The sequence below is a fragment of the Modicisalibacter muralis genome, assembly GCF_900102945.1.
Lineage (GTDB): Bacteria > Pseudomonadota > Gammaproteobacteria > Pseudomonadales > Halomonadaceae > Modicisalibacter > Modicisalibacter muralis.
Genome location: NZ_FNGI01000001.1, coordinates 639,810 through 656,447, shown reverse-complemented (window position 1 = coordinate 656,447; position 16,638 = coordinate 639,810). Strand labels below are relative to the sequence as shown.

Sequence of the window (16,638 nt, the reverse complement as noted above, 5' to 3'; positions counted from 1 at the left end):
AACTGCAACGAAAAAGGCCGCCCCGCGAATGAAGCGGAGCGGCCCATCAGGTACGACTCAGAATAAGATAACGGTATAACTCGAAGCGCCGATTTTCAGCCGCGATAATAGCCCGGCGTCACGAACGGCATCTTGCTGATCGTCATCGGCAACCGCTTGCCACGCACCTCGGCGTAGACGACGCTACCGATCTCGGCATCTTCGGTAGCCACATACCCCATCGCCACCGGCTTGCCGACGCTGGGACCGAAACCTCCCGAGGTGACCACGCCGATTCTGCGGTCGTCCTCGCTGTACAGCTCGGCACCTTCACGAACCGGCGCACGGCCTTCACCGAGCAGACCCACCCGCTTGCGGCGATGATCCTTGACTCGCACCTGATGCAATATCACATCGGCGCCGGGGAAGCCGGCCTCGCGTTCACCACCCTGGCGACGCGGCTTGCCGATCGCCCAGATCAATCCCGCCTCCACCGGCGTGGTGCTCTGATCGATATCGTGCCCGTACAGGCACAGCCCGGCCTCCAGGCGCAACGAGTCACGCGCGCCGAGACCTATCGCTTCGACCTCGGGCTCATCCAGCAAGCGTTTGGCGAGGCGCTCGGCGTCTTCGCTGGCCATCGATATCTCGAAGCCATCTTCGCCGGTGTAGCCGCTACGGCTGATCCATACGGGAATACCCGCCACTTCGAACCGGCCATGCTGCATGAACACCAGGTCGCAGGCGGCCGGACACAATCTGGCCATGACCTCGACCGCCTTGGGGCCTTGCAGCGCCAGCAGGCCGCGATCCAACTCCTCGACCTGGTAATCACCGCCAAGACCGGTACGCAGATGGGCGATATCCTGAGCCTTGCAAGCCGCATTGACTACCACATAGAGGTGGTCGCCGGCATTGGACACCATCAGATCGTCGAGGATGCCACCTTCATTGCCGGTGAACAGCGCATAGCGCTGCATGCCCCCGGGGAGGCCGACGATATCGGCACACACCAGCGATTCGAGGGCAACCGCCGGAGTGGAGCCACGCACGATCAACTGCCCCATGTGCGAGACATCGAACAACCCGCAAGCCGCGCGCGTGTGTTCATGCTCCTTCTTCACACCCAGCGGATATTGGACCGGCATGCTGTAACCGGCGAATTCCACCATCTTGCCGCCCAGCGCCACATGCAGATCGTGCAAAGGGGTCTTATTGAGTTCGCTCATCGGGTCGCTCCACCATTGGCCAGAGTTACGGTTATTTCAACTTAAAGGTCTTCGCCCGCCAGCACAGGCTTGCCCGCGAAGTAATCCTTGCTTAGCTTGAACACCACCGGCGAGAGCAGCGCCAGGGCAATCAGGTTGGGTATTGCCATCAGCGCGTTGAACACGCTAGCCATCAACCAGATAAAGCCCAGATTGGCCATGGCGCCGAGCGGAATCGCCAGGATGTATATCACGCGGTATATCTTGATCGAACGTACCCCGAACAGATACTCGCAGCACTTCTCGCCATAGAATGCCCAGCCCAGCACGGTAGTGAAGGCGAAGACCGCCAGCGCGAAGACCACCACGTACTGGCCGATGCCCGGCAGCGCCGAGTCGAACGACAGCGCGCTCAAAGCAGCACCGGTTTCGCCGGTCGTCCACACAGTCGATGTCAGGATCGCCAGCGCGGTGATGGTACATACCACGATAGTATCGAGAAAGGTGCCCAGCATGGCGATCAAGCCCTGGCGAACCGGATTCTTGGTCTGTGCGGCGGCATGCGCGATCGGTGCGCTACCCAGCCCTGCCTCGTTGGAGAACACGCCACGCGCCACGCCGAACTGGATCGCCGCGGAAACCGCCGCACCAGCGAAGCCGCCAGCCGCCGCGATGGGGTTGAAAGCATATTCAAAGATCATGCCGAAGGCGTTGCCGACCTGGTCGGCATTAGCGATCAGTACCACGATACCGCTGATCAAATAAGCGACCGCCATGAATGGCACCAACTTACCGGCCACCTTGGAGATACGCTTGATACCACCCAGAATCACCGCGCCGGCGAGCACCATCATTACCAAGCCAGTCACCCAGAACGGAATGCCGATGGCCTGATTCAGACCATCGGCCACGGAATTGGCCTGCACCGTGTTGCCGATGCCGAATGCCGCCACGGCACCGAAGAAGGCAAAGGTACCACCGAGCCATGCCCACTTTTTACCCAAGCCATTGCGGATGTAGTACATCGGGCCACCGACGTGATCGCCCGCCTCGTCGACCTCGCGGAAGCGCACCGCCAGCACCGCCTCGGAGAACTTGGTCGCCATGCCGACCAACGCAGTCACCCACATCCAGAACACTGCCCCGGGCCCGCCGAGCACGATGGCCGTGGCCACGCCGGCAATGTTACCGGTACCGATGGTCGCCGAGAGCGACGTCATCAACGCATTGAACGGTGAAACCTCGCCATCGCCCTCTTCGCCCTTGGCCGTCGAGCGTCCCTGCCATAGCAGACTGAAGCCCATGCCAAGCTTGCGAATGGGCAGCAACTTCAGCCCGAGCTGAAGATAAAACCCCACACCTAGTATCAGGACAAGCATCAGCGGGCCCCAGACGACACCGTCAATGGCGCTGAAAATTGCATTCAATGTTTCCACGTGAAGCACTCCGTTTCGTCTCTGCTTGTTGTTATGCACCGTCGCCTTGAGCAGCGCCGATACGCTAGTGAAGCCATCGCGGCCACGAGGGCGCAACCTTAGCGGATACCACTGACATAGCTCTAGTCCGGCATTGAAAAACTCGCAACTTTAGCGCCATAACAGTAAAGAATTGCGTAAAATTGCCGTGACACTGCGCTCCAAATCTCTTGGCACCTCAGTGTGTACCAGCCAGCCAATCATTGAAATTTGTTTCTTATTGGAAACGTCGCTACATTACTCGGACCACGACACGATCACAATAAGCTATCGACAAAGGTCGGATAAGGTTACGAGGTGCGAGCGCAAGGATAGCCATTTCGCCTAACTGAGCGGCGCAATCGTAGTAAAAGCCGGTCTACTCGGACAATTGGCAACTGGACGCATCAAGCAAACCCGACCACCCTTAGGGGGCGGTCAAGCCACGCCCGACACAGCGGCGTAATACAAAACGCTTTGGGGCTCGCCATGGGAACCTAATGGCGATACGATTCCCCAATTGAGAAAACCTTTTTCGTATAGGAAAACGAGATGAGCACCATCCCCGCGAACCTGCGCTATACCGAAAGCCATGAGTGGATCCAGGACAACGGTGGCGGCACGGTCACTCTGGGCATCACCGATCACGCCCAAGAGGCGCTGGGCGACGTGGTTTTCGTCGAGTTGCCCGAGGTCGGCCGTGAACTCGATACCGGTGACGAATTCGGTGTCATTGAGTCGGTAAAGGCAGCATCCGATTTATATGCGCCACTCGCCGGAGAAGTCGTCGAGGTCAACGAGAATCTCGAGGACGCTCCCGAGACCGTCAATGAGTCGCCCTACGAGAATGGCTGGATCGCCAAGCTCAAGCTGGCCGATGCCAGCGCCCTCGATGTGCTGCTCGATGCCGATGCCTACGCCAAGCTGGCAAAGGCCGAAGAGGACTAGGACACACCCGGCCAGCACATGGCGCCGGCCGGAATCCATTCGATGTCAACGCGGGCAGCCCGGCTGCTCGCACGCTGCATTATTACTCGTTACGGGCCTGACCGCCCCGCCACACTATCAGGTGCCCCATGGCAGTAGATAATCGACGCTTGGCCGAACTGGCCAGCCACGACGCTTTCGTTCATCGTCACAACGGCCCCGGTGCCAACGATGTCGCGCAAATGCTCGAGACCCTCGGGGTCGATGGCATGCCCGCGCTGATCGAGAAAACCGTACCGGCCGGAATACGCCTGGATCGTGAACTCAATCTGGAAGCCCCGCGCGGCGAAGCGGAAGCGCTCGATTATCTCAAGCGTCTGGCTCGCCAGAACAAGGTTTTCAAGACCTACATAGGCCAGGGTTATTACAACACGCATACACCGGCGGTGATCGCCCGTAACGTGCTGGAAAATCCGGGCTGGTACACCGCTTACACGCCCTATCAGCCCGAGATATCCCAGGGTCGCCTGGAAGGCTTGCTCAACTTCCAGCAGATGGTCATGGACCTGACCGGCATGGAGCTGGCCAACGCCTCGCTGCTCGATGAAGCGACCGCCGCCGCCGAGGCCATGGCGTTGTGTCATCGTGCCAACAAGAAGGTCAAGTCCGAGCGCTTCTTCGTCGCCGACGACGTTTTGCCACAAACCCTGGACGTACTGCGCACCCGTGCCGCCTACTTCAATATCGAACTGGTCGTCGACGCCGCCGAGCGCATCAATGACCACGAGGTCTTCGGTGCGCTCTTCCAGTATCCGGGCGAAACCGGCCGGATTCGCGACCTCGCGCCGCTGATCGATGCCGCTCGCCAGCGCAACGTCATGACCTGTGTCGCCGCCGACCTGATGAGCCTGGTGCTGCTCAGGGAACCCGGCGCGCTAGGCGCCGACGTGGTTCTCGGCAACTCCCAACGCTTTGGCGTGCCGATGGGTTACGGCGGCCCGCACGCCGCCTTCTTCGCCACCACCGACAAGCTCAAGCGCTCGATTCCCGGACGTATCATCGGCGTTTCCAAGGACAGTCGCGGCAACCAGGCGCTGCGCATGGCGATGCAGACTCGCGAGCAGCACATCCGCCGCGAGAAGGCGACCTCCAATATTTGTACCGCCCAGGCACTGCTGGCGAACATGGCGGGGTTCTATGCCGTCTATCATGGCGCCGAGGGGCTGCGCACGATTGCCACGCGCATTCATCGTCTCACCAGCATTCTCGCCGAGGGCCTCAAGCGCAAGGGCGTTCAACTGGCTCACGATAGCTGGTTCGATACGCTGACCTTGACCGGCGTCGATGCCGGCAAGATCCATGGCCGTGCACTGACCCACGAGATCAACCCGCGCTTTTACGCCGATGGACGCATCGGCATCAGCCTCGACGAAACCACCACTGCGGCCGACGTGGCGGTGCTGTTCGACGTGCTGCTGGGCGACGAACACGATCTCTCCGTGGCGGCGCTGGACGATGCGGTCGTCGCCTCCGGCAGCAGTGGCATTCCCGCCGGCTGCGAACGCGAGTCGGGCTTTCTCACCCACCCCAATTTCACGCGTTACCGCAGCGAAACCGAGATGCTGCGTTATCTCAAGCGCCTGGAAAATCGCGACTTGTCGCTGACTCACGCGATGATTCCGCTGGGTTCGTGCACCATGAAGCTCAACGCCACCAGTGAGATGGTGCCCATCACCTGGCCGGAGTTCGCGCATATACACCCGTTCGCCCCGGCCGATCAGGCGGTGGGCTACAAGCAGATGATCGACGAGTTGGCGGCCTTTCTGGTCGAGATTACCGGCTACGAGCATATCTCCATGCAGCCCAACTCCGGCGCTCAGGGCGAATATGCCGGACTGGTAGCGATTCGCCGCTATCAGGCTCACGAGGGCCAGGGACATCGCGACATCTGCCTGATTCCCAGCTCCGCCCACGGTACCAACCCCGCCTCCGCCGCCATGGCGCAGATGAAGGTGGTCGTGGTCGAGTGTGACAAGGACGGCAATATCGACCTGGCCGATCTGCGCGACAAGGCCGAGCGGCATAGCGAGTCCTTGTCGGCGATCATGCTCACCTACCCTTCCACCCACGGCGTTTTCGAGGAAGGCGTACACGAGGCGTGCCGCATCGTTCATGAGCATGGCGGGCAAGTTTACATCGACGGCGCCAACATGAACGCCCAGGTCGGCCTGTGCCGCCCCGGCGATTTCGGCGGCGACGTTTCGCACCTCAACCTGCACAAGACGTTCTGTATCCCGCATGGCGGCGGCGGCCCAGGCATGGGGCCAATCGGCGTCAAGGCACACCTGGCTCCGTTCGTCTCCAACCACGTGGTCACGCCGATCGCCGGGGTTCGCGAAGAATGCGGCGCGGTCTCGGCCGCGGCCTTCGGCAGCGCCTCGATCCTGCCGATCTCGTGGGCCTACATCAAGATGATGGGCGCCAGCGGCCTGCGCGAGGCCACCGAACTGGCGATTCTCAACGCCAACTACATCGCCACGCGCCTGGAAAAGCACTACCCGATACTCTACAAGGGCGTCAATGGCACCGTCGCCCACGAGTGCATCATCGATATTCGCCCACTCAAGTCGGCCTCCGATATCAGCGAAGAAGACATCGCCAAGCGCCTGATGGATTACGGCTTCCACGCGCCGACCATGTCCTTCCCGGTGCCCGGCACGCTGATGATCGAGCCGACGGAATCGGAATCGCGCTACGAGATCGACCGTTTCTGCGACGCCATGATCGCCATTCGCGAGGAAATCGCCAAGGTGGAGAGCGGCGACTGGCCGGCGGACGACAATCCCCTGGTCAACGCCCCCCACACCATGGCGGACCTGATGGATGCCGGGTGGGAGCGCCCTTACTCCCGCGAACTCGGCGCCTTCCCCTCCGATGCGGTCAAGGCCGCCAAGGTCTGGCCGGCGGTCAACCGCGTCGATAATGTGTATGGCGATCGCCAATTGATCTGCTCATGCCCGACCATCGACAGTTATCGTGACTGATCCCTTGACCGCGAATCCATGAGTGGCATACGCAAAACCCCGAGGCCAATATTGGCCTCGGGGTTTTGCGTTGAGACAACGATAATCGCCCAGCCAGCGGCTTACGCGTCGAAGCTAGGCTCCTCGGCGAAGCCATACAGCACGCTGCGGCGCTGTTCGCGAAAATCCTCGAGCAGCTTGGCGTAGCGCCTGGGCGTCTCGCTGCCGGCCCGCGTGACCACATGCAGCGTCTCGTAAACCTGCTGTGCCAGCGACAGCTCCTTGACTTGACGCTGCCACGGCGAGGTTTCCAGCACCAGCCGCGAAATCACCGTGAAGCCAAGCCCTCGCGCCACGGCGTCGAGCACCGTGGCAACCTCGTTGGTAAAGCCCTGCTGCACGAAGTGACTCATCGAGCGGAATTCGCCGGTGAAGTTGGCGCGCAGCAGTTGGCTGGCATGGTTGACGCCGTCGGAATAGTTCATGAAGCCCAGCGCCATCAGTTCCTTTAGTGTGGTGCCGGTAAAATCGGCGGGCACCACCAGGCACAGCGGCTCCTGGTGCCAGGGTTCATAGTGCAGATCGGGGTGCTTGATCACATCGGTGACGATTCCCAGGTCATAGCGACCGGCCAATACATCCTCGACGATTTCGCTGTTGAAGGCGAAGTTGTAATTGATGGTCAATCCCGGGTGCATCTGTTGATAACCGAGAATAAACGGATAGAACATCAACCCGACACTGCCGGGGGATGCGATGCGGCAATCACCGGAATCGATGGAGTCGTTATCCAGTGAATGCCGAAAATGTTCATGTTCGGCAAATAGCTTGATGGAGTAATCGTAGGCTCGCCGCCCCGCCTCGGTGAGTGTGAAGCGGCGACCGTGGCGGTTGAGCAGCGGTTTGTCCAGATATTGCTCGAGCTTGCGAATATGCTGACTGACACCCGGCTGCGTCATGTCGAGCCGCCGAGCGGTATGCGTGAAGCTGCCGGTCTCCACCAACGTAATGAAGGTCCGAAAATACTGAGCATTGAACATGGAACGTCGAGTCCACTCACGGGTGATTCATTGACGATGCAGCAAAGGCTACCTGCGACGTCGGTAATAGTCGGCGGCGGGAGTCGGCAGTATTGATCCACCGTGGGAGTTGTCCGGTCGACATCGATATTATCAGAGAATCGGTCAGTGCGCAGCGCTGCCAGCACGGCGCCGACATGGTAGCATCGGGCCTAATTGTAGAATCACGCTCAGGAAATCTCGACGCCATGCCCGGCCCTTTTGCCAATCGCGCTGTTGACCGCGCTCGCTGCACGTCTCGAGATATGACCTAACAAGGAAAAACCCGATGCCCGGAACGCTTTCCACCACGATTTCTCCCGAGGGCAGTCTCGAGGTCCTGTCGCAACACGAGGTCAACCGCCTGCGCGACACGTCCGCCAGCGGCTTGCATGACCTGCTGCGCCGTTGCGCTCTTGCCGTGCTCAACTGCGGCTCGCCCACCGACGACGGCCTCGCGGTCATGGAAGCCTATCGCGACTTCGATATCGAAGTGTTGCAGGAAGACCGGGGTATTCGCCTCAAGCTCAGCAATGCCCCGGCCGAGGCCTTCGTCGACGGCCGGATGATTCGCGGCATTCGCGAGCACCTTTCCTCGGTGTTGCGCGACATCGTCTATGTCTTCAACGAAATCCAGCAGCAGCCGCGTTTCGACTTGTCGACCAGCGAAGGCACCAGCAACGCGGTCTTTCATATCCTGCGCAACGCCGGCACGCTGAAGGCCTCTCGCGAGCCCAGCCTGGTGGTGTGCTGGGGCGGCCACTCGATCTCGCGCGAAGAGTATGACTACACCAAGGATGTCGGGTATCACCTGGGCCTGCGCGATCTGGATATCTGTACCGGTTGCGGCCCCGGCGCGATGAAAGGCCCCATGAAAGGGGCCAACGTGGCGCATGCCAAGCAACGTCGTCATAACGGTCGCTATCTGGGCATATCCGAACCCGGCATCATCGCCGCCGAATCGCCCAACCCGATCGTCAACGAATTGGTGATCATGCCCGACATCGAAAAGCGCCTGGAGGCCTTCGTGCGTGTCGGACATGGCATCATCGTATTCCCCGGCGGGGTCGGCACGGCCGAAGAGATTCTCTACCTGCTGGGCATTCTGTTACACCCCATCAACGCCGATACGCCCTTCCCGGTCATCTTCACCGGGCCGCAGAGTGCCGCCGAGTATTTCCAGCGGATCGACGAGTTTCTCGCCTACACGCTCGGCGACGAGGCCCGCGACCGTTATCGTATTCTCATCGACGATCCAGTCGGCGTGGCGCGCGCCATGCGCAAGGGGATCGACGAGGTCACCGAATTTCGACGTGCGAACAACGACGCTTTTTACTACAACTGGCGTCTCAATGTGCAGCCTGGCTTCCAGCAGCCTTTCGAACCGACCCACGCAGCAATGGCCGCGCTGGCCCTGCACCACGACCAGCCGGTGCATGAACTGGCCGCCAACCTGCGCCGTGCCTTTTCAGGCATCGTCGCCGGAAACGTCAAGGAGCCCGGCATACGTGCCATCGAAGCCAAGGGCCCCTTCCACCTGCATGCCGAGCCGGAGTTGATGGCCCGCCTCGACGAGTTGCTCAACTCCTTCGTCGCGCAAGGACGCATGAAGCTGCCAGGCAGTCACTACGTACCCTGCTATACCCTGAAATAATACGTTTGCCGGCGGCCCAACAACGATAAAGGCCCGCGATCGCGGGCCTTTATCGTTTGGGTATATCGGCAATCAGTTATGGCGCCGCCACCCTACCAAAAGCGCATGCAGCAACAACCCCACGGTCGCACCGTGGGACAACAGCAGAAGCCCGTCGATGCCGCCCTGCATCGACTGCCACAAGGCAACCACGACAGCGCCCAGCAACAACATGCCAAGCAATCGAGCGAGCAAGGCCGGCAAGCGGCGGCGCGCCGCATGGCTCAGCATGCGCCAGGCCGCCACCGACACCACGGCGACCGCGACGAAGGCCAACGAGATCAGCATCAGTTGGCTTTGATGCCCACCCACTACATACCGCGGCAGGGTCGCGACGATCGCCGCCAACACCCCAACCATGATGCTTAGCCGCTCCGGCGTCATCGAGGCCGCCATGTCATTTCCCGTTGTCGACGCTGAAATCAACCATGGCGCAATTGCTGCTCATCGATCCATGCCTCGGCCCAAGGCAGCGCCGCGTCATCGGCCATGAACGTTTCCATGGCATCCACTTCGAGCCTCTCGCCCAGGCGCTGCGCACCATGTTCCTCGAGAAGCGCATCGAGCGAACGGCCGGCACCGCAAAAGGTATCGCCATACGAACTGTCACCGAGCGCAATCAACCCATAGCGAAGCTCGGTCAGCGATGGGTGGCGCTCGTCGATGGCACGCGCAAAGGGCACGAAGTTACCGGGAAAGTCACCGCTACCGGTAGTGGAAACACAGAACAACGCTAACTCGGTGGGCGGCTCGAGCAAATCGTCAAGCGTGGGCTGCTCGAAAATAGCGACTTCGTAGCCAGCATCCTCGAAAAGCGGCTTGACCTGCTCCGCAACATCCAAGGCACCACCATACATGGTGCCGACAAAAATCTTGAGCGTGGGCATGGACTGACTGATTTTGCTTGAGAAATTCGCATGAATGGTACCATGAAACCCCTCCAGCGCCCATCGTGCATGGGCGCTACCCTGCGCGTTTGCGCCGCACAGCCACATTCTGTGCGGCACCGGCTGCGCGGTTATAATGGCGGTTTTATTTTTACCCGCGCGGGAGCAACCATGGAACACGACTTCGAAGTCTGGATCACACCGCTGATGATCGGCGCCCTGATACTATTCATGTGTTTCATCATCTGGGATCTGGCACGCAAGTCCAACGCCGGCAAGTTCGGCACCATCATGCTGTTCGTCGTATTAGGCGCGGGCATGCTGGTCTTCGTACTCAAGACCGTCATAACCACACTCATGGAAAACGGCAACCTTTAGGACCCGATCAAGACCGTTGAGTAACGCATATCCTTAGACAAAAAGAGTCATGAATTCTCCCGGTCAATTACCCGCTCTCCTCTCCGTTTGCCTCGATTCGCCATAGACTATTTTCCAATGGCACGCTAAACCATGGGGCATACAATCGTAATTGAGAATGCAACAAAAAACTGGAAAAACAACTACTAAAGTCCAATGGTTTGCGCCAAACGCGCGGGGAAGGATGCTGCGCGCCTGTCGCAAACGAGAGAGGTAACGCACATGAGCCGTTCCAAGAATAATACCCCGCAGGGCGTCTCTCGCCGCACGATATTGAAAACAGGCGCGACCGCAGCCGTCGTTGCAAGCTCCCCGATGTTTTTCATGCGCAATGCCTGGGCACAGGAGTTTCGCAACGACCCCTCAAAACAAAGCACCGTAACCTTTGGTTTTAACGTTCCGCAGACAGGTCCTTATGCCGATGAAGGCGCCGATGAGCTGCGTGCCTACAAACTCGCCGTAAAGCATCTCAATGGCGAGGGTGATGGCGGCATGATCAATACCATGCAGCCTAGCTCACTGAAGGGAAACGGTATTCTCGGCAAGAAAGTACAGTTCGTGACCGGTGACACACAGACGAAATCGGATGCCGCACGCGCTTCGGCCCAGCGGATGATCCAGAGGGACGGTGTCACCATGTTCACCGGCGGCTCGTCATCGGGCGTGGCAATCGCCTGCCAGAGCCTCGCCCAGGAGCTGGGTGTCATCTACATGTGTGGCCTAACCCACTCCAACGACACCACCGGCAAGGACAAACGCCGCTATGGTTTTCGCCACTTCTTCAATGCCTACATGTCGGGCAGGGCACTCGGCCCGGTATTGAAAGAAGAATATGGCACCGACCGGCGCGCCTATCACCTGACAGCCGATTACACTTGGGGCTGGACGCAAGAAGAGTCCATGAAGAACACCACCGAGGAACTCGGCTGGACGACGGCGCGGACGGTGCGTACACCGGTTGGCGCCGGGGATTACTCGCAGTATCTCACCCAAGTGCTTAGCTCCGATGCCGATGTGCTGATTCTGAATCACTACGGCAACGACATGGTCAATTCGCTGACCCAAGCCGTGAATTTCGGCATGCGTGACCGATCTGTCAATGGTAAGAACTTCGAGATCGTGGTGCCGCTGTTCTCACGCCTGATGGCACAGGGTGCCGGCAATGCCATCAAGGGCATACTCGGCTCCACCAACTGGAACTGGTCGTTGCAGGATGCCGGCTCGCTGGCCTTCGTCAAATCATTCGGCGCGGAGTACGGGGCCCCTCCCTCACAGGCCGCCCATACCTGCTACGTGCAGACCCTGCTTTATGCCAACGCTTGCGAAATGGCAGGTACCTTCTACCCACCGGAAGTCATCAAGACGCTGGAAGGCTTCAAATTCGATGGCATGGGCAATGGTCCAACGGAATACCGCGCCGACGATCACCAGTGCTTCAAGGATGTTCTCGTGGTGCGTGGCGCCGAAGACCCGACCAACCAATTCGACCTTCTGGACGTGGTGAAAGAAGTTCCACGCTCACAAGTCGAATACGATCCTTCAATATTTGGCGGAGAGCTTGGACCTTATAAGGTCTAAGTAAATCCGCGAATCGGAGCTACGGACAACATTAAGATTCCGTCCGTAGCTCTGGGTACCAACTTACACTTCCTGCTTAATACCACCACTTTATCATGAAGACTGGGGGCATTAAGACTACCTCAAGTGCATGAAATACACTTGATATTGGCTGGTATCGACTATGGATGCGTTTTTTCTACAAGTACTTAACGGTCTCGATAAAGGCGGTGCCTATGCTCTGATAGCCTTGGGGCTGACTCTGGTGTTCGGCACGCTAGGGGTTGTCAACTTCGCTCATGGCGCACTCTTCATGCTCGGGGCCTTTTGCGCTGTGTCAGTCAATCAGATATTGACGATATCACGTCGGGTCAAGGATGAGAGTGTGACCTTTTTTGCGGCTTACAAGGATGAGCCTTATTTAATCACTTGGTTCGGGGATACCGGTGAGTTTATCATCGATTATTCCGTACCTATATCGCTTCTTGTCTCGATTCCTATCATGCTCTTGGTGGGCTTGGTGATGGAACGAGGCCTGATCAAGCATTTTTACAAACGCACCCATGCCGAACAAATCCTGGTCACTTTCGGTCTTGCCATCGTCATCCAGGAAATTATCAAGGCTAATTTTGGCGCCAACGCGATACCCATGTCCGCCCCGGATATCGTGTCCGGCAGTGCAAGTGTTGGAGCGATGTTGGGCTTGGGCAATTCCGTCATATATCCATGGTGGCGACTCATCTATTTCATATTTTCCGCCATCACGATTTTCGGTGTATTCGCCTTTCTCAGGTATACCAGTTTCGGCATGGTAGTTCGGGCGGGTATGCATGATCGTGAAACGGTCGGCCTGCTTGGAATCAATATACAACGACGCTTCACTATCGTCTTTGGCCTCGCCGCGGTTGTCGCAGGCATGGCCGGTGTGATGTACACACCCATACTCCCACCCAATTATCACCTGGGCATGGATTTTCTGGTTCTATCCTTCGTCGTGGTCGTGGTCGGTGGCATGGGGTCGTTAGGGGGCGCCGTCGCAGCAGGCTTCCTGCTGGGGATGCTCGAGTCCTTTGCCTCGACCAATACCATAAAGAGTCTCATACCCGGAATAGACCAAATCATTATTTATCTTGTTGCCGTCATCATTCTATTGGTACGTCCGCGCGGGCTGCTCGGTAAAAAGGGAGTATTCGAATAATGAATATGTCAGCTCGTGCAAAAATCCAGACAACGCCAGCGAAGGATTGGATACTGTTCATCGCTTTTTCGATCGTCATTCTGACAATGCCGCTATGGACGATGCCAATCGGCGCATCCTACCCTGCCCTACTTCAAAAATTCGCCATTTATGGAATTTTTGCGATTGGCTTTAACATCCTGTTTGGCTTGACGGGTTATTTATCCTTCGGTCATGCGGCCTTCCTCGGCGTCGGTTCTTACGCAGCGGTATGGTCATTCAAACTATTCACCATGAATGCCATCCCCGCGGTTATATTCGGTGTCATTTTCTCAGGTTTATTAGCTTATTTGGTCGGCTTCATATGCCTGCGTCGGACGGGGATTTATTTTTCCATCCTGACACTGGCCTTCGCACAAATGTGTTATCGACTCGCCTACTCGGTGCTTACCCCGATAACGAACGGTGAAACCGGCCTTCAACTTAGCGGTGGAGATCCAAGAATCATCGATCGTATGTTTTTTGAAGCCAGTCCTGGCTTACCGTCACCCAGGCTATTCGGCTATGAACTAGGTGGTTATGCCGGCTTCTACTTTTGCGCAGTAATGATGATCATCACCTTCTTCATCGCGATGCGCATCACCCGCTCACCGTTTGGAATGAAGCTCAAGGCGATAAGATCGAACCAGAACCGCATGAATTACATTGGCTTCCATACGCGCCCGTATACACAGATGGCATTTGTGATATCCGGAATGTTCGCGGGGCTCGCGGGGGCACTACTCGCCGTGACAGACCCATTGGCAGGCGCCGAGCGCATGACCTGGACGGCATCCGGCGAGGTCGTTCTAATGACCATTCTAGGCGGCGTAGGAACACTGATAGGCCCCGTGCTTGGCGCTGGCGCCATCAAGTATTTTGAAAATATATTTTCCGCCTTTAATGAAAACTTGTTGCATAACACCTTCGCCATTCTCCCCGATGGATTGGAAAATATCGTCGTTAGCGCTATTTCCCCTTTTGTCGGTAACGGCTGGCACTTGACTCTCGGTTTGATTTTCATGGCAGTGGTGATTTTCCTTCCAGGTGGCTTTATGGAGGGCATTACTCGAATACAGCGGTACATCGATAGAAAAAGAAATGGTTCCGTCGATTCCAAAACGGAGAACGAGAAGGAGCCGAATCATGGTTGATTCCTTGAGCCTGGCGAAAAGAGAAGACTCAATTGGCAACGCTCCGACAAAAAACGCGATTTTCGACGTTCACGATGTCCACAAGAGTTTTGCTGGCTTGCATGCCCTCAGCGAAGTCAACCTCAAGGTGGGTGAACGCACGACACACGCTATCATCGGTCCTAACGGTGCCGGTAAATCGACCTTGTTGAATGTCTGCGTCGGCCGCCTTGCACCGGACTCGGGTACGGTAACATTCGACGGCGAAACATTGACCGGGAAAAAACCTTACGAAATCAATCAGGCAGGCGTTGCCAGGGTCTTTCAGACGCCCGAGATCTTCTCGGATTTGAACTTGCTCGAAAACCTGTTGATGCCCGCGCTCTCCAAACGAGATGGAAGTTTTACCTTCAATGCATTTCGTGCTCTAAACACACAAAAAGACATTCTTCAAAAGGCCGAGCATGCCTTGGAAGACGTAGGATTGATCGAGAAGCGCTACGAGCATGCCGGGAGCCTCTCGCGCGGCGATAAACGCCGACTGGAACTGGCCATGTGCCTGATTCAGAACCCCAAACTATTATTACTGGATGAACCCACAGCCGGCATGTCGCGTCACGATACCAACAGAACCATTGATTTGCTGGTAAGAATCAAGGAATCGGGAATGACGATAATCGTTATCGAACACGATATGCATGTCGTTTTCTCATTAGCCGATCATGTTTCCGTACTTGCTCAGGGAAAGATCATTGCGGCCGGCACACCGAGTGAAGTCAAGGGCAGTGCCAAAGTTCAGGAAGCCTACTTGGGCGGGGCCCCACAGTAAGCTAGGCGAAGAATAAATAGCGCAGAATAGTTTACGCCATACACCTTCCCTCTTTTCAAGGGACGCTTAGAGCCAGTTATTATGCATACTGAATCGGTACATTCACAAAGCGGCACGACGACGCCTGGATCAAGAGCTCCCAGCATCGGCGAACACGCTTATTTCAGCGTCAGGGATATACATGCCTATTATGGCGAATCGTACATCGTCCAAGGCGTTTCCTTTGAGGTCGCCGAGCAGGAAATTATCGCTTTGCTGGGTCGCAATGGCGCGGGCAAGACGTCTACCCTGCGTACACTGGCACGAATGGATGCACCAACCTTGCAGCATGGTGAAATTTATCTTCAAGGCCAACCGTTGCATGGTTTGAAGTCCTATCAAGCGGCACAGGCGGGCATCCAACTGGTACCCGAAGACCGCAGTATCATCCCGGGCCTGACCGTTGAAGAAAATCTTACGCTCGCGCAAATAGAGAAGCCCCTCGGCTGGCCTCTTGAACAAATCTATGAACATTTCCCAAGGCTAGCGGAGCGCCGTAAACAGGAAGGCATTACGCTATCGGGTGGTGAGCAACAAATGCTGGCAGTCGCAAGAGCGTTGGCTCGGGATATCAAACTGCTGCTTCTCGATGAACCGTATGAAGGCCTGGCTCCGGTCATCGTTCAGGAAATTGAACGCATCCTTTTAGAAGTAAAGGAAATCGGGATTACCACGATCATTGTCGAACAGAACGCTATTGCGGCGCTAAAGCTGGCAAGTCGGGCGATTATCCTGGATATGGGCCAGGTTGTCTTCGACGGCACCGCCCGGGAGGTTCTGGATAACAGCCAATTAAGGGAAGAATATTTAGCGGTATAGCGATATTCCCAGGCACCCTCCCCTTGAAAGAACAACGCCACCTCGAAAGGTGGCGTTGTCTTTATCGACTGGCGTGCGTCTTCAAAGCTAGGACTTGTCGACGAAGTCCTCAACCTGGGCCTTGAGCTTCTGTCCCGGGCGAAAGGTGACTACGCGCCGGGCGGAAATCGGAATCTCTTCGCCCGTTTTGGGATTGCGTCCGGGGCGTTCACGCTTGTCGCGAAGGTCGAAGTTGCCGAAACCGGATAACTTCACCTGCTCGTTCTCGCGCAAACATCCGCGAATTTCTTCGAAGAAGGCCTCTACCATGGACTTGGCTTCACGCTTGGAGAAGCCAAGTTCCGCATGCAGATGTTCGGCCAGTTCCGCTTTGGTCAACGCACCCATTGTCACTTCCTC

Annotated in this window: 15 protein-coding genes; 9 read left to right on the top strand and 6 right to left on the bottom strand. The window is 57.4% G+C overall.

The window, feature by feature from the left end:
• Positions 1-95: 95 nt before the first annotated feature.
• Both gcvT and BLR92_RS03090 read right to left on the bottom strand, forming a co-directional pair.
• A complete protein-coding gene (gene gcvT / locus BLR92_RS03095; protein ID WP_089725361.1) occupies positions 96-1,208 on the bottom strand; it encodes a glycine cleavage system aminomethyltransferase GcvT in 1,113 nt (370 codons plus the stop codon).
• Between the two features lie 41 nt (positions 1,209-1,249).
• The gene (locus BLR92_RS03090) at positions 1,250-2,623 is read right to left on the bottom strand and encodes an alanine/glycine:cation symporter family protein (RefSeq protein ID WP_089725359.1); all 1,374 of its coding nucleotides are present in this window, start codon (positions 2,621-2,623) and stop codon (positions 1,250-1,252) included.
• A gap of 570 nt (positions 2,624-3,193) precedes the next feature.
• Here BLR92_RS03090 and gcvH point away from each other — a divergent pair.
• The gene (gcvH, locus tag BLR92_RS03085) at positions 3,194-3,589 is read left to right on the top strand and encodes a glycine cleavage system protein GcvH (protein ID WP_089725357.1); all 396 of its coding nucleotides are present in this window, start codon (positions 3,194-3,196) and stop codon (positions 3,587-3,589) included.
• 128 nt (positions 3,590-3,717) lie between these two features.
• Positions 3,718-6,612: an aminomethyl-transferring glycine dehydrogenase gene (gene gcvP, locus BLR92_RS03080; RefSeq protein WP_089725355.1), complete on the top strand. Its 2,895-nt coding sequence runs from the start codon at positions 3,718-3,720 to the stop codon at positions 6,610-6,612.
• Positions 6,613-6,713: 101 nt separating this feature from the next.
• On the opposite strand, the gene BLR92_RS03075 is transcribed toward gcvP, so the two are convergent.
• Positions 6,714-7,631 (bottom strand): LysR family transcriptional regulator, encoded by a 918-nt coding sequence (locus BLR92_RS03075; protein ID WP_089725353.1) that lies wholly within the window; start codon positions 7,629-7,631, stop codon positions 6,714-6,716.
• Between the two features lie 307 nt (positions 7,632-7,938).
• Here BLR92_RS03075 and ppnN point away from each other — a divergent pair, with 307 nt between their 5' ends.
• Positions 7,939-9,303, top strand: a complete 1,365-nt coding sequence (gene ppnN, locus BLR92_RS03070; protein ID WP_089725351.1) for a nucleotide 5'-monophosphate nucleosidase PpnN — start codon at positions 7,939-7,941, stop codon at positions 9,301-9,303.
• A 72-nt stretch (positions 9,304-9,375) separates the two neighbouring features.
• Here ppnN and BLR92_RS03065 read toward each other — a convergent pair whose 3' ends face one another.
• Together BLR92_RS03065 and BLR92_RS03060 are read right to left on the bottom strand one after the other, a co-directional pair.
• Complete coding sequence (locus BLR92_RS03065; RefSeq protein ID WP_089725349.1) at positions 9,376-9,738, bottom strand: hypothetical protein; 363 nt, start codon at positions 9,736-9,738, stop codon at positions 9,376-9,378.
• Positions 9,739-9,764: 26 nt separating this feature from the next.
• The gene (locus tag BLR92_RS03060) at positions 9,765-10,229 is read right to left on the bottom strand and encodes a flavodoxin (RefSeq protein ID WP_089725981.1); all 465 of its coding nucleotides are present in this window, start codon (positions 10,227-10,229) and stop codon (positions 9,765-9,767) included.
• Positions 10,230-10,400: 171 nt separating this feature from the next.
• Here BLR92_RS03060 and BLR92_RS03055 point away from each other — a divergent pair, with 171 nt between their 5' ends.
• The 6 genes from BLR92_RS03055 to BLR92_RS03030 all read left to right on the top strand — a co-directional run bounded on the left by BLR92_RS03055 (position 10,401) and on the right by BLR92_RS03030 (position 16,239).
• Positions 10,401-10,607 (top strand): DUF2788 domain-containing protein, encoded by a 207-nt coding sequence (locus tag BLR92_RS03055; protein WP_089725347.1) that lies wholly within the window; start codon positions 10,401-10,403, stop codon positions 10,605-10,607.
• A 261-nt stretch (positions 10,608-10,868) separates the two neighbouring features.
• The gene (locus BLR92_RS03050; RefSeq protein ID WP_175488702.1) at positions 10,869-12,224 is read left to right on the top strand and encodes a substrate-binding protein; all 1,356 of its coding nucleotides are present in this window, start codon (positions 10,869-10,871) and stop codon (positions 12,222-12,224) included.
• 163 nt (positions 12,225-12,387) lie between these two features.
• A complete protein-coding gene (locus tag BLR92_RS03045; RefSeq protein ID WP_089725345.1) occupies positions 12,388-13,401 on the top strand; it encodes a branched-chain amino acid ABC transporter permease in 1,014 nt (337 codons plus the stop codon).
• Positions 13,401-14,573 (top strand): branched-chain amino acid ABC transporter permease, encoded by a 1,173-nt coding sequence (locus BLR92_RS03040; RefSeq protein WP_245703942.1) that lies wholly within the window; start codon positions 13,401-13,403, stop codon positions 14,571-14,573. Before BLR92_RS03045 ends, BLR92_RS03040 begins: the two co-directional genes overlap by 1 nt.
• Positions 14,566-15,381 carry an ABC transporter ATP-binding protein gene (locus BLR92_RS03035; protein WP_089725343.1) on the top strand — a complete coding sequence of 272 codons (816 nt, stop codon included), beginning with the start codon at positions 14,566-14,568 and terminating at the stop codon, positions 15,379-15,381. Before BLR92_RS03040 ends, BLR92_RS03035 begins: the two co-directional genes overlap by 8 nt.
• Before the next feature lie 81 nt (positions 15,382-15,462).
• Positions 15,463-16,239: an ABC transporter ATP-binding protein gene (locus BLR92_RS03030; RefSeq protein ID WP_089725341.1), complete on the top strand. Its 777-nt coding sequence runs from the start codon at positions 15,463-15,465 to the stop codon at positions 16,237-16,239.
• An 87-nt stretch (positions 16,240-16,326) separates the two neighbouring features.
• On the opposite strand, the gene ihfA is transcribed toward BLR92_RS03030, so the two are convergent.
• Positions 16,327-16,626, bottom strand: coding sequence for an integration host factor subunit alpha (ihfA, locus tag BLR92_RS03025; RefSeq protein WP_089725339.1), 300 nt, complete (start codon positions 16,624-16,626; stop codon positions 16,327-16,329).
• Between the last annotated feature and the right edge of the window lie 12 nt (positions 16,627-16,638).

Excerpts from the sequence above, each read along its gene's own strand:
- gcvT (WP_089725361.1), bottom strand. The coding sequence starts at position 1,208 with ATGAGCGAACTCAATAAGACCCCTTTGCACGATCTGCATGTGGCGCTG.
- gcvH (WP_089725357.1), top strand. The coding sequence starts at position 3,194 with ATGAGCACCATCCCCGCGAACCTGCGCTATACCGAAAGCCATGAGTGG.
- gcvP (WP_089725355.1), top strand. The coding sequence starts at position 3,718 with ATGGCAGTAGATAATCGACGCTTGGCCGAACTGGCCAGCCACGACGCT.
- BLR92_RS03075 (WP_089725353.1), bottom strand. The coding sequence starts at position 7,631 with ATGTTCAATGCTCAGTATTTTCGGACCTTCATTACGTTGGTGGAGACC.
- ppnN (WP_089725351.1), top strand. The coding sequence starts at position 7,939 with ATGCCCGGAACGCTTTCCACCACGATTTCTCCCGAGGGCAGTCTCGAG.
- BLR92_RS03065 (WP_089725349.1), bottom strand. The coding sequence starts at position 9,738 with ATGGCGGCCTCGATGACGCCGGAGCGGCTAAGCATCATGGTTGGGGTG.
- BLR92_RS03060 (WP_089725981.1), bottom strand. The coding sequence starts at position 10,229 with ATGCCCACGCTCAAGATTTTTGTCGGCACCATGTATGGTGGTGCCTTG.
- BLR92_RS03055 (WP_089725347.1), top strand. The coding sequence starts at position 10,401 with ATGGAACACGACTTCGAAGTCTGGATCACACCGCTGATGATCGGCGCC.
- BLR92_RS03050 (WP_175488702.1), top strand. The coding sequence starts at position 10,869 with ATGAGCCGTTCCAAGAATAATACCCCGCAGGGCGTCTCTCGCCGCACG.
- BLR92_RS03045 (WP_089725345.1), top strand. The coding sequence starts at position 12,388 with ATGGATGCGTTTTTTCTACAAGTACTTAACGGTCTCGATAAAGGCGGT.
- BLR92_RS03040 (WP_245703942.1), top strand. The coding sequence starts at position 13,401 with ATGAATATGTCAGCTCGTGCAAAAATCCAGACAACGCCAGCGAAGGAT.
- BLR92_RS03035 (WP_089725343.1), top strand. The coding sequence starts at position 14,566 with ATGGTTGATTCCTTGAGCCTGGCGAAAAGAGAAGACTCAATTGGCAAC.
- BLR92_RS03030 (WP_089725341.1), top strand. The coding sequence starts at position 15,463 with ATGCATACTGAATCGGTACATTCACAAAGCGGCACGACGACGCCTGGA.
- ihfA (WP_089725339.1), bottom strand. The coding sequence starts at position 16,626 with ATGGGTGCGTTGACCAAAGCGGAACTGGCCGAACATCTGCATGCGGAA.